General features: G+C 70.3%; 10 protein-coding genes. 9 read left to right on the top strand and 1 reads right to left on the bottom strand.

Annotation, left to right across the window (positions count from 1 at the left end; all coding sequences use genetic code 11):
• Positions 1–132 precede the first annotated feature (132 nt).
• Entirely contained in the window at positions 133–1,011 is an 879-nt protein-coding gene (locus F5X71_RS26435) for a GNAT family N-acetyltransferase (RefSeq protein WP_167464443.1), read from the top strand.
• The gene (locus F5X71_RS26430) at positions 1,008–2,039 is read left to right on the top strand and encodes a lysophospholipid acyltransferase family protein (protein ID WP_167464442.1); all 1,032 of its coding nucleotides are present in this window, start codon (positions 1,008–1,010) and stop codon (positions 2,037–2,039) included. Before F5X71_RS26435 ends, F5X71_RS26430 begins: the two co-directional genes overlap by 4 nt.
• A gap of 28 nt (positions 2,040–2,067) precedes the next feature.
• Here F5X71_RS26430 and F5X71_RS26425 read toward each other — a convergent pair whose 3' ends face one another.
• The gene (locus tag F5X71_RS26425; RefSeq protein WP_167464441.1) at positions 2,068–3,261 is read right to left on the bottom strand and encodes a PucR family transcriptional regulator; all 1,194 of its coding nucleotides are present in this window, start codon (positions 3,259–3,261) and stop codon (positions 2,068–2,070) included.
• Between the two features lie 362 nt (positions 3,262–3,623).
• On the opposite strand from F5X71_RS26425, the gene F5X71_RS26420 reads away from it, so the two are divergent.
• From F5X71_RS26420 to F5X71_RS26390, 7 genes are all read left to right on the top strand, one after another.
• Positions 3,624–5,033, top strand: a complete 1,410-nt coding sequence (locus F5X71_RS26420; protein WP_174817145.1) for a lipase family protein — start codon at positions 3,624–3,626, stop codon at positions 5,031–5,033.
• A 145-nt stretch (positions 5,034–5,178) separates the two neighbouring features.
• Positions 5,179–6,408, top strand: a complete 1,230-nt coding sequence (locus F5X71_RS26415) for a cysteine desulfurase family protein (RefSeq protein ID WP_167464440.1) — start codon at positions 5,179–5,181, stop codon at positions 6,406–6,408.
• Positions 6,408–7,523: a tRNA 2-thiouridine(34) synthase MnmA gene (gene mnmA, locus F5X71_RS26410; RefSeq protein WP_167464439.1), complete on the top strand. Its 1,116-nt coding sequence runs from the start codon at positions 6,408–6,410 to the stop codon at positions 7,521–7,523. Before F5X71_RS26415 ends, mnmA begins: the two co-directional genes overlap by 1 nt.
• 107 nt (positions 7,524–7,630) lie before the next feature.
• Positions 7,631–8,734, top strand: a complete 1,104-nt coding sequence (locus F5X71_RS26405) for a methionine synthase (RefSeq protein ID WP_174817144.1) — start codon at positions 7,631–7,633, stop codon at positions 8,732–8,734.
• Positions 8,735–8,833: 99 nt separating this feature from the next.
• Positions 8,834–10,987, top strand: coding sequence for an NAD-dependent DNA ligase LigA (gene ligA / locus F5X71_RS26400; protein ID WP_428981504.1), 2,154 nt, complete (start codon positions 8,834–8,836; stop codon positions 10,985–10,987).
• A 98-nt stretch (positions 10,988–11,085) separates the two neighbouring features.
• The gene (locus F5X71_RS26395) at positions 11,086–11,778 is read left to right on the top strand and encodes an SDR family NAD(P)-dependent oxidoreductase (RefSeq protein ID WP_167464438.1); all 693 of its coding nucleotides are present in this window, start codon (positions 11,086–11,088) and stop codon (positions 11,776–11,778) included.
• A complete protein-coding gene (locus F5X71_RS26390; RefSeq protein ID WP_167464437.1) occupies positions 11,775–12,818 on the top strand; it encodes an S-adenosylmethionine:tRNA ribosyltransferase-isomerase in 1,044 nt (347 codons plus the stop codon). The genes F5X71_RS26395 and F5X71_RS26390 overlap by 4 nt, the downstream gene beginning before the upstream one ends.
• Positions 12,819–12,864 lie beyond the last annotated feature (46 nt).

Raw genomic sequence — 12,864 nt, 5'->3', positions numbered from 1 at the left:
GCGCGGTGGCGCGAACGCGACGCGACGGCGCGGTGAACGCCCGGTGTGATCGGTGTCGCGTTCACCGAACCGGCATCGCGGGGACACTTCGAGGTTGCTCCGGCGCAGTGTCGGGCTGGCTTCATCACGGGTATGACAGCATCGCTCAGCGATTCGATCAGGAATGTCGACCGGGCGACGGGTGGGCCGTTGTCGTCCGTGCTGACCGCTCCGGCGCCCTCGACCGGCACCGGAACGCAACGGTCACGGTACTCGCTGGTCGTGTCCTCCGACGCCGAGCATCGCACCGCCGCGCAGCGGCTCCGGTACGACGTGTTCGCGAACGAGCCCGGCTTCGACATCCCCGACAACGGCACCGGTTTGGACGCCGACCGGTTCGACGACCACTGCGACCACATGCTGGTGCGTGACGATCGCACCGAGGAGTTCGTCGGCTGCTATCGAATGCTGCCGCCGGACAAGGTCGCCGCCGCGGGCGGGTACTACACGGCCACGGAATTCGAACTGTCCCAACTGGATCCGCACGGCAGGCGGATCGTGGAGATGGGCAGGGCCTGCGTGGTGCCCGAGCACCGCAACGGGTCGGTGCTCACCCTGATGTGGGCGGGCATCCTGCACTACATCCAGCTCACCGGGTACGAGTGGGTGATGGGTTGCGCCTCGGTGCCGATGCGGGACACGCCGGCCGACCCGCCGGGGGTGAACGTCCGCGGCGTACGTGACCTGTTGCTCGGCAAGCACGCCTGCGCCGCGGCGCAGCGGGTGCGGCCGTACCGGCCGGTCGTGGTGGACGGCAAGACCCTCGACGAACTCACCCCGCCGGCCCGGCCCAAGCTGCCGCCGCTGGTCCGAGGGTATCTGCGGCTCGGCGCGCAGATCTGCGGTGAACCGGCACACGATCCGGACTTCGCGGTCGCCGACTTCGTCGTGCTGCTCGGGCTGGACACGATCAACACCCGCTACCTCGATCGGTTGCAGGGCGCGGCCGCCAATTTCGACGAAGGACGGTGAGCGACATGGTTTTCGACGCACCACCCGCCAAGGCGACGGCGCACTCGTGGATGCCGTCGAGTCCGTGCGGACCCGGCTGCATCGAGCCGATCGATGAGGTCGGCACCGGAAGGGCGCTGGGCAGGTTGCTCGGCGTGGCCGGGCTGCTGATCAGCTTCCCACTGGTGAATCTGGTTACCCCGCAAGGTAAACGGGAGAATCTGCAGCGCGGTTACGCGCGGACGCTGTTGAGTTGTCTCGGTATGGAATTGCGAATAGTCGACCGGAGGGTCGAGCAGAACGGGCGCGGCGCTGTCGACGAGGGCAGTACCGCGCCCGTCGGGTATGGCGCCGATGACGCCGGAGTCATGGTGGTGGTCGGGCATATCGGCTGGACCGACATCGTCGCGCTGGCCGCCGTGCAGCCGCTGGGGTTCGTCGCCCGCGCCGACATGGTCGACTGGCCGGTGCTCGGCAAACTCGCCACGTTGATGCGGGTGATTCCGATCGAGCGGGAGAAGCTGCGCGCGCTGCCCGGGGTGGTCGCACAGGTCGGCGCCCGGCTCGCGGCGGGCGAGCGGATCGCGGTGTTCCCGGAGGGCACCACCTGGTGCGGTCGCGCCTACGGCACCATGCGGCCCGCGCTCTTCCAGGCCGCCGTCGACACCGCGACCGCGGTGCAGCCGGTCCGCTTGCGCTACCTGGACCGGCACGGAAAGCAGTGCACGGTACCGGGATTCGTGGGAGAGGACTCGTTCGGCTCGTCGGCGCGGCGGGTGCTGCGCGCGCGTGGCATGGTCGCCGAGGTGGTGCTCGAGCCGCTGCAGCAGCCCGGCACCGATCGGCGTGAGCTGGCGCGGCGGTGCGAGGCCGCGGTGCGCGGCACGGAACTGTCGCGGCACGGCGCGTTCGACGCGACGGTGTGGATCGAGGCCGGCTCGACCAGGGTCCAGGACCCGTCGGTCGCCGCGGACGCGCCCGAGGTGCGCAGGCCGGTCCGCCGGCTGCCGCTGCTGCGCGGCCGCAGGCCGGACAAGGTCGCCGGGTAACGCGGTGACGCGACCTGGGCGGACCGGGTCAGCTGTGCGGTGGCGCGATGAGCGACTCGGCGATGCGTGCGGCCATCAGCGTGGCGATGCCGGACGGACGTTGCGGGTCGAGTCCGGTCAACTCGGCGACCCGGTTCAAGCGGTAGGTGACCGTGTTGCGGTGCACGAACATCTCGCGGGCCACCGCGTTCTGATTGAAGTCCCGGTCGATGAACAGGCCGAGGGTCTCGCGCAGCACCGGCTGATCCGCGAGCGGCTCGAGCAGGCCGGCGAGGGCCGTTCGGGCCGGAGTCGCCGTAGCGACCAGGTATTCGAACATCATCGCCCGGCGGCGGCAGATCAGTTCGGGCCAGCGCGTGCCGCGCGCGACCTCTGCCACCGCCTGCGCCTCCGCATAGGCGGCGGGGATCGCCGCATGGGTCGCCGCCGCCGCGACACCGATCCACAATTGGGGCTGTCCGGCGGGCGTCGCGGCCGAGATCTCGGTGAGCTGTACCGCCAGCGCGGCGACGGCGTCCTCCTCCGCGGCGGTGTCGTAGGGGATCAGCGCCGTCCAGCCGCCGCCGTCCCGGCGCAGGAATGCGCCGGGCATAGCGTGAAAGATGTTGCGCAGCAGGGTGACCGAGCCGGGATTCGGGTCACCGAGGCGCACCACCGCGATCAGGAACGAGGCCGCGATCGTGATGTCCTGGCCGGTGGCCCACTCGACCGGATCGCGCCCGTCGAGCAGTGCGTCGGCGATCTCGCGGTGCAATTCGATGACGTCCCAGCGTGGTTGCCGGATGTCCTCGACCACCGCGGCGGCGATCCGGGTGGTGACCAGGCCCAGGTAGTCGTTGAGCAGGTAGGGCAGCTCCTCGGGCAGCGGCGACTGCTGCTCGGCCCACCAGGCCCGCGTCAGTTGCGTCCACAGGAACGACACGCTGAGCCGATAGTTGGTCATCGCTTCGGTCAGTCCCATGCCCTGCCGGACCAGGCCCACCGCGCGGTCCACCAGCGGCTGGGTCGCGGCCTCGGCGGGCTCGACGCCGGTGCGCGCGAACTCGAAGAACAGGTCGACGTTCAGTTCCGCGCCGGGCCGGAAATCCGCGTCCATCAGCGACGGCGACAGCTGGTCGTACGGCGTGGTTCCGGCACTGAACTCACTGAGCAGGCCCGCGGTCAGCGCGTGCAGGCGATCGAGCACCGCATCGGTCGCGCGCTCGTGCGCACCATCGGGCACCGGCATCACCTACTTCGGCAGAGTCGGAGAACTTGCTGACCTCGAATCATCACATCCGGCCGCGTACGGGGTCGCTGCGCATCGTCGGCGAACGAGACCGGTACCCCCTCATGGACGCCCCATCGATGATACGAACCGTTTGGTTTTGAATTGCTGGGTGCGACACAGTCGCAGAGCGAATGTGGAGCTACTCGTAGTGGTATATTGCTGCGCATCGCAGGGGTCGAGTTGAGGGGCCCGCTGGTTTCGTGGAGACTCGCGTGCGGCGTGTGATCGAACGAATCGGCATCGGGTCGGCAATCTCGGCGAATGTTCCAGCATCAGCACCGATCCGTTCCTGATCTCTCGTCGAGGAGTGCGCCATGCCTGTGGTCGAAGCACGGTCCCCGCTGCGCCGGTGGTCGCTCATGCCGCTCGCGGTCCTGTGCGCGGTCGGCCTCGTGGCGAGCGCCGCGACCGCGCCTGCCGAGCCGGTCCCCGTGCAGCCGGTGCTGCCGTTCCCCATCCCGCCGACACCGCCGGAATTCGATCCGGCGTTCTACGAGCCGGACCCGGCGCTCGTCGCCGCCAAGCAGCCCGGCGAGATCATCGCGGCGCGCGAGGTCCACGTCTCGCTGTACTCGGTGATCCCGTACAACGTCGACGCCTGGCAGCTGTCGTTCCGTTCCACCAACACCAGGAACGAACCGATCGCGGCGGTCACCACGGTGGTCAAGCCGCGCGGCGACAACAACGGCGTGCCACGCAATCTGCTGTCCTTCCAGTTCGCCCCGGACTCCAGCGCGAAATACTGCTCGCCGTCCTATGTGCTGCAACAGGCCTCGGTGCCGCCGAATATCACCGGGGCGTTCAACATTCCGGCCGAGTTCATCAACGCGATCACCGCGGTGGGGCTGGGCTGGGCGTTGAACATGCCCGACTACGACGGCGGCAACATGGCCTTCGGCGCGGGACCGCTCAACGCGCGGATCACGCTGGACAGCATCCGCGCCGCGGAGAATTTCGAGTTGCTCGGGCTCGCGGGTGTCGCGACCAAGGTGGGCTTGCTCGGCTACTCCGGCGGCGCCATCGCCACCGGGCACACGGCCGAGCTCAAGGCCTCCTACGCGCCGGAGCTCGACGTCGTCGGCTCGGTGATGGGCGGCATCCCCGCCGATCTGGTCCGGATGATCAAGCTGGCCAGCAACAACGTCGGGTCCGGGCTGCTGCTGTCGGGCATGCTGGCCGCCGCGCGCGAATATCCGGAACTGTCGGAGTATTACGACCGCCACCTCAACGGGTTCGGCAAGGCGATGGCCGTCGTGAAGGCGCCCCTGTGCATCTGGTCCGCGGCGGTGCTGCCGTTTTTGAACCTGCCCGGTCTGTTCGACAGCCCCGATGTATTCAGCGACCCGATCCCCGCGGCGGTGTTCGACAAACTGCGGATGGGCCACTCGACCCCGGACATGCCGGTGTTCATGTTCCAGTCCAATCCCGACTGGATCGTGCCGGTCGCCCCGGTCAACGATCTCTTCGGGACCTATTGCGCGGACCCGAAGGCCCGTGTCGAATACACGCGCGACAACTTCAGCGAGCACTTCTCCCTGATGGTGATCGCCTGGGCCAAGGAGTTCACCTGGCTTAAGGACCGCTTCGACGGTGTGCCGGTGGCGCAGGGCTGTGTGTTCAACGATGTGGGGTCGATGGCGCTGGACCAGTCCACCTGGCCCGAATGGCTGCGCAAGGTCGCCACTTTCGTGCCCGCCGTTTTCCAGTACCCGATCGGGAACTGATCCCGGCCGCGGACCGCGTGCGCGGACACGCCTACCGGGAATAGCCGGACACCGTCGCCGGGTTCTGGTTGGTAGGTGAGTCATAACTCACTGGGGGGAGACCCCGCAGATACGCAGGTCAACGCTGGGATAGGCTTTCTAGGTCATGATGGCGGGTTATTCGGGTCCGGAGCACAACGCGGCGCCCCAGACGGTTTACCTCGATCATGCGGCCACCACCCCGATGGTGCCTGCCGCCATCGAGGCGATGACGGCTGCGCTCGGACTGGTGGGGAACGCGTCGTCGTTGCACGGCTCGGGCCGTGCCGCCCGCCGCACGCTGGAGGAGGCGCGCGAATCGATCGCCGCCGACCTGGGCGCGCGACCCTCGGAGGTCATCTTCACCTCCGGCGGCACCGAGAGCGACAACCTTGCGATCAAGGGCATCTACTGGGCGCGCCGCGACGCCGAGCCGCGCCGGACCCGGATCATCGCGAGCTCGATCGAGCATCACGCGGTGATCGACGCGGTCGAGTGGCTGGAGCAGCACGAGGGCGCCAGGGTGACCTGGCTGCCGGTGGACGCCCAGGGCGTTGTCTCGCCGCGCGCGCTGCGCGCCGCGCTCGCCGCCGACCCCGACGACGTCGCCCTCGTCACCGTGATGTGGGCGAACAACGAGGTCGGCAGCATCCAGCCGATCGGCGAATTGGCCGCGGTGGCACAGGAGTTCGGCGTGCCGATGCACAGCGACGCGGTGCAGGCCGCGGCGCAGCTGCCGATCGACTTCACCGCGAGCGAGCTGTCGGCGGCGAGTTTCGCCGGGCACAAGGTGGGCGGCCCGCACGGCATCGGCGTGCTGCTGCTCGGCCGGGAGGTGCCCTGCGTGCCGCTGCTGCACGGCGGCGGGCACGAGCGCGACCTGCGTTCGGGCACTTCGGATATCGCGGCCGCGGTCGGCCTGGCCACCGCGCTGCGCCATACCGTGCGCGAATTGCCGACGCGCACCGCGGAGTTGACCGCACTGCGGGACGGCTTGATCGACGGCGTGCTCGCCCTCGACCCGGAAGCGGTGCTCAACGGCGCGCCCGGCGCGCGCAGGCTGCCCGGCAACGCGCACTTCACTTTCCCCGGCTGCGAAGGCGATTCGCTGCTGATGCTGCTCGACGCGGCCGGGATCGAATGCTCGACCGGCTCGGCGTGCACCGCCGGTGTCGCCTCGCCGAGTCACGTGCTGATCGCCATGGGCGTCGAACCGTGGCAAGCCCGCGGATCGTTGCGATTCTCGTTGGGGCACACCTCGACCCGCGCCGAGGTGGACCGATTGTTGGAGGTGCTGCCCCAGGTGGTGCAGCGGGCCAGGGCCGCGGGTCTGGCCGGTGCGAAGGGAGGTGTGTGATGCGGGTACTTGCCGCCATGAGCGGTGGTGTCGATTCGGCGGTGGCCGCGGCGCGTGCGGTCGACGCGGGCCACGAGGTGGTCGGCGTGCATCTGGCACTGTCCGCGACACCGGGCACGCTGCGGACCGGTTCGCGCGGCTGCTGCTCGAAGGAGGACGCGGGCGATGCCCGCCGCGCGGCCGACGTGCTCGGGATTCCGTTCTACGTCTGGGATTTCGCGGACCGGTTCAAGGAAGACGTGATCGACGATTTCGTCGCGGCCTACGCGGCGGGCGAGACGCCGAACCCGTGCCTGCGCTGCAACGAGAAGATCAAGTTCTCGGCCCTCGCCGACCGCGCGGTGGCGCTCGGCTTCGACGCCGTGGTCACCGGTCACTACGCGCGCCTCGACGACGGGGTGCTGCGCCGCGCCGTCGACGCCGACAAGGATCAGTCCTACGTGCTCGCCGTGCTGAACGCCGAGCAGCTCTCGCGCGCCATGTTCCCGGTGGGCGACACGCCGAAGCCGCGGATCCGCGAGGAGGCCGCCGAGCGCGGGCTTGCCGTCGCGAACAAGCCGGACAGTCATGACATCTGCTTCATTCCCTCCGGTGACACCCGCGCCTTCCTCGGCGCGAAGATCGGCATCCGGCCCGGCGCCGTGGTCGACGCCGACGGTCAGGTGCTCGGCGAACACGAAGGCGTGCACGGGTTCACGATCGGTCAGCGCAAGGGGCTCGGCCTGCCCGGCCCGGCCGCCGACGGCAAGCCCCGCTACGTGACGGGCATCGATCCCGATTCCGGCACCGTCCGGGTCGGTTCGGCCGAGGACCTCCAGGTGTGGACCGTCGAGGCGGAGCGGGCCATCTGGACCTCTGGCACCGCGCCGACCGGGCCGATCGAGTGCGTCGCGCAGGTGCGCGCGCACGGCGGCACCGCGCCCGCGATCGCCGAGGCGGTCGGCGACGGGCTCACGGTGCGCCTGCGCGAGCCGTTGACCGGCGTCGCACGCGGTCAGGCGGTCGTGCTGTACCGCCCCGACGAGCTGGGTGACGAGGTGATCGGAAGCGGAACCATCTCCGGGACCGGTCGGGAAAGCGCCGCGAACAGCGAGGCCGCAACCGCGACACGGTGATTCACCTCGCCGCACGGGCGCCCCGGTGCTCCGGGCCGTGGCGCTTCGCGCAATGCGCAAGGCGCGCACAATGATCGGGGCACCTCGGTGATCGGTGTGCCCACCCGATGATCGACCGACGGAAACGGACAACGGTGTATCAGGACGGCATGGCCGAAGGACGCGACAGTGCCACCGAGGGCGAACCAGCGGCGCGACCCCTCCTGCACGGCGGCACGGCCACCGGCGTCGGCTCGTGGCCCGGCACCGATCCGCGCGAGGCCGCCGCGACCGTGCTCGGCGAGTTGCCGCAGCTGCCGCACCTGGTGGAGCTGCCTGCGCGCGGTGCGGGCGCCGATGCGATCGGGCGCATGTCGGCACTGCTCGTCGACATGCGGTTCGACACCACGCCGCGCGGCTACCGCCTCGCCGCACGCCCCGGTGCGCTGTCGCGGCGCGCCCGCGACCTGCTCCGCAGCGACCTCGACGCGCTCGAAGAGGTCTGGGAGACAACGGGATCGAGCGGCCCGATCAAGGTGCAGGCCGTCGGCCCGCTGACCCTCGCCGCACAGGTGGAACTGCCGCACGGGCATCTGGCGCTCACCGATTCCGGTGCGCTGCGCGATCTTTCGGACTCACTCGCGGAGGGGCTGCGCAACCATGTCGCCGAGCTCGGCAAGCGGCTCGGCGCCCAGGTCGTGCTGCAACTGGACGAGCCGTCGCTGACCGCCGTGCTCGACGGATCCTTGCGCGGTGTGAGCGTGCTGGACACCGTGCGCGCCATGCCGGAACCCGAGGCGCTCGCCGTCCTGGAATCGGTGCTCGCGGCGCAGTCCGGGCCGGTGCTGGTGCACAGCTGCGCGGCACCGCCCGCGCTCGGCCTGCTGCGCCGGACCGGCGCGGCCGCGATCGGATTCGATCTCGCCACGATCGGCACCGGTGACCTCGACCGCGTCGGCGAGCTGCTGGACGCCGGCAAACATCTGGTACTCGGCTTGGTGCCCACCACAGCGCCTGCGCTCGCCCCGACCTGGCGCGAGCTCGCCGAACCCGGTGTCCGGCTGGTCGATCGGCTCGGCTTCGCGCGCTCGACCCTGGCCGAGCAGATCCTGGTCAGCCCGGCGTGCGGGCTGGCGAACGCGCCGCTGACCTGGGCGCGGCAGGCGCTGAGCCGGGCCGGCGAGGTCGCCCGCGCCTACGCGGAGGACCCGGAGTCGCTCGCCGTCGGGTGAGGCCGGACCGACCGCTCGGATCGGTCGTTCGTCCGGTTCTAGTTGGCGGCGGAATAGCCCCGCCCGCGGTGCCGCGACGTGCGCGAACATCGCCCTGCGATGTCGGTGGCCTCGACTAATGTGCGTTGGGTGAGCGAGAGCAGTGCGGTGGACAGCGACGCGGGCGCGCCCGCCCCGGCGACGGCCGAGCAACGCGTGCGGTGGCAGCAATTGGCGGACGAGGTGCGCGAGCATCAGTTCCGCTACTACGTGCGCGACGCACCGATCATCAGCGACGGCGAGTTCGACACGCTGCTGCGCCGCCTGCAGGCGATGGAGGAGCAACACCCCGATCTGCGCACGCCGGACTCGCCGACCCAGCTGGTCGGCGGCGGCTTCGCGACCGACTTCACCGCGGTCGACCATCTGGAGCGGATGCTCTCGCTGGACAACGTGTTCGACTTCGACGAGCTGCGCGCGTGGGCGAGCCGGGTCGAGGCCGAGGCGGGGTCCGAGCCGCACTATCTGTGCGAGGTGAAGATCGACGGTGTCGCGCTGAACCTGGTCTACGAGAACGGGCGGCTGGTGCGCGGCGCGACCCGCGGTGACGGTCGCACGGGCGAGGACGTCACGCTCAACGCGCGCACCATCGCCGATATCCCCGGTGAGTTGACGCCGAGCGCGGAGTTCCCGATCCCGGCGCTGCTCGAGGTGCGCGGCGAGGCGTACATGCGGCTCGCGGATTTCGAGACGCTCAACGCGGCGATCGTGGCGGATGGCAAAGCGCCGTACGCGAATCCGCGCAACACCGCGGCGGGCTCGCTGCGGCAGAAGGACCCGGCGGTCACCGCGCGGCGGCGGCTGCGGATGATCTGCCACGGCTTCGGCCGCATCGAGGGTTATGCCCCGGCCTCCCAGCACGAAGCGTATCGGGCGCTCGCGGCCTGGGGCCTGCCGGTGTCCGAGCACACCAAGCTGGTGCAGGGTATCGACGCCGTGATCGAGCGCGTGGCGTACTGGGGCGAGCATCGCCACGACATCGAGCACGAGATCGACGGCCAGGTCATCAAGATCGACGAGACGGCGTTGCAGCGCAGGCTCGGGTCCACCTCGCGGGCGCCCCGCTGGGCGATCGCCTACAAGTATCCGCCGGAGGAGGCGACGACCAAGCTGCTCAACATCGAGGTGAACGTCGGGCGCACCGGCCGGGTCACCCCGTTCGCGGTGATGGAGCCGGTCTCCATCGCGGGATCGACGGTCTCGATGGCCACGCTGCACAACGCCGCCGAGGTGGAGCGCAAGGGCGTGCTGATCGGCGACACGGTCACCATCCGCAAGGCGGGCGACGTGATTCCCGAGGTGCTCGGCCCGGTGGTGGACGCGCGCACCGGCGCGGAGCGCGCGTTCGTGATGCCGACGCACTGCCCGGCCTGCGGCACCGAATTGGCCCCGCAGAAGGAGGGCGACGCCGACATCCGCTGCCCGAACCAGCGGTTCTGTCCCGCGCAACTGCGCGAACGGGTGTTCCATGTGGCAGGGCGCGGCGCGTTCGACATCGAGTCGCTCGGGTACGAGGCGGCCAACGACCTGCTGAAGTCGGGCGTGATCGCCGACGAGGGCGATCTGTTCGACCTCGACGAGGCGCGGCTGCTGAGCACCACCCTGTTCGCGAACAAGGACGGCGGGCTGTCCGCGAATGGCCGGCGCCTGCTGGACAACCTGGACGCGGCCAAGAGCAGGCCGCTGTGGCGGGTGCTGGTCGCGTTGTCCATCCGGCACGTCGGCCCCACGGCGGCAAGGGTTTTGGCGCGGGAGTTCGGCAGCCTAGAGCGGATCCAGGCCGCCTCGGCCGAGGAACTGGCCGCCGCCGACGGTGTCGGGCCGACGATCGCGGCGGCGGTCGCGGAGTGGTTCACCGTCGACTGGCATCGCGCGATCGTGGACAAGTGGCGGGCCGCGGGTGTGCGGATGGCCGACGAGCGCGACGAGTCCATCGAGCGCACGCTCGAGGGGCTGTCCATCGTCGTCACCGGCTCGCTGGACGGGTTCTCCCGTGACGGCGCGAAGGAGGCGATTCTGGTGCGCGGCGGCAAGGCGGCGGGCTCGGTGTCGAAGAAGACCGCGTTCGTGGTGATCGGCGACGCACCCGGTTCGAAGGCCGCCAAGGCCGAGGAACTCGGGGTGCCGATCCTCGACGAGGCGGGGTTCCGGTTGCTGCTCGAATCGGGGCCGGACGCGGTGCGGTCACAGCCGGACGGAGACGTGGAAGAGTAAGCGGGACAATGATATTCGGATGTTCCGCGACGAGCCCTTGACCTGAAGTTACCTTCAGGTATGAGGATCGGTTGGTAGGTAACTACCAGGAGGTCATCATGGCTCGTACGGCATTGATCACCGGCGCGTCCGCCGGATTCGGCCGGGCACTGGCCCGCGCGCTCGTACACGGGGGTTGGCGGGTGATCGGGACGGGCCGCGACGCCGCGCGGCTCGCCGCGGTGTCCACAGAGCTCGGTGCCGCCTTCGTCGCGGTGCCCGGCGATGTGACCGACCCGGCCCATCGCGCGGAGCTGGCCGAAGGAATCGGAGGCGCAGGCGAACTCGCATTGGTGGTGAACAACGCGAGCAGGCTGGGGCCGAGTCCGCTGGTCCGGCTCGCCGACTATCCGCTCGCCGAACTCGAGCTGGTGTACCGGACCAATGTGATCGCGCCGCTCGCCGTGCTCCAGTTCGCGGTGCCGCTGTTGGCGGCGGACGGCGTCGTGGTCGATATCAGCTCGGACGCCGCGATCGAACCGTATCCCGAATGGGGCGGCTACGGTTCGTCGAAGGCGGCGCTCGACCAGCTCACCGCGATCCTGGGCGCCGAGCATCCGGAGTTGTCGGTCTACGCCTTCGATCCCGGCGACATGCGGACCGGGATGCATCAGGCGGCCTTTCCTGGCGTCGACATCTCCGATCGACCCGAACCGGAGGTCGTCGTCCCCGCGCTGCTGCGCCTGCTGGGCGAGAAACCGAAGAGCGGCCGATACGTCGCCGCCGATTTCGCGGTGGGGCGGCGCGCATGACCGTGCTCGTCGATCGGCCGCAGTTCGTCCTGCCGCCGGAACGAAACGCCGCCGCGCCGCCGGAGGCACGCGGACTGGCCAGGGACGAGGTCCGGCTGCTCGTCGCGGGTGCGGGGCTGACGCACGCGCGGTTCCGCGAGCTGCCGTGCCAGCTGCGCGCCGGTGACCTTGTGGTGGTGAATAATTCGGCGACCCTCGCCGCCGCGGTCGACGGCAGGCTCGGCGATCTGCCGCTGGCCGTGCACTTCGCGACCTGGCTGGATGACGGTGGCTGGGTGGTCGAGCTGCGCACCACCGCGCGCACACCTTTTCCGGCGGACGAACTTTCGTCAGGCCTGGTGATCAGGTTGCCGGACGGCGTGCGCGCCACGCTGCGGGGACCGTGGCTGCCCGGCGGGCGACGGCTCTGGGTGGCCGACCTCACCGCCGACCCCAGGCAGCTGCTCGCGGTCTACGGCTATCCGATCACCTATTCGTATGTGCCGCAACGATGGTCGTCGTCCTACTACGAGACGGTGTTCGGCCGCGTTCTAGGCAGCGCGGAGATGCCAAGTGCGGCAAGGCCGTTCACGGAGCGACTGGTGCTCGACCTGATCGCGGCCTGTGTCGGTCTCGCACCGATCACCCTGCACACCGGGGTCTCGTCACCGGAGGCGGGGGAGCCGCCGAGTCCGGAGCGCTTCGTCGTGCCGGAGTCGACCGCCCGTCGGGTGAACGAGACGAAGGCGGCGGGCGGGCGCGTCATCGCGGTCGGCACCACGGTGACCCGGGCGCTCGAAACCGCCTGCGACGCAGCGGGAGTGGTGCGGCCGATGCGCGGCTGGACCGAGCTGGTGCTCGGTCCGCACCGGCCCGCCCGTGTGGTCGACGGACTGCTCACCGGCTGGCACGCGCCCGGGGCTTCGCACCTGGATCTGCTGGTCGCGGTGGCGGGGGAAGCCACGGTGCACGCGGCCTACGCGGCGGCGCTGGACACCGGCTACCTCTGGCACGAATTCGGCGACAGCGCCCTGCTGCTGGGTGATGGCACGCGCGGCTAGCCTGCGCCTCGTCCGGGAACCTCGGTACGACCGTCCTGGGCGAGGC

The organism is Nocardia brasiliensis (assembly GCF_011801125.1).
Taxonomy (GTDB): Bacteria; Actinomycetota; Actinomycetes; order Mycobacteriales; family Mycobacteriaceae; genus Nocardia; species Nocardia brasiliensis_C.
This window is presented reverse-complemented; position numbering and strand designations above follow the sequence as displayed.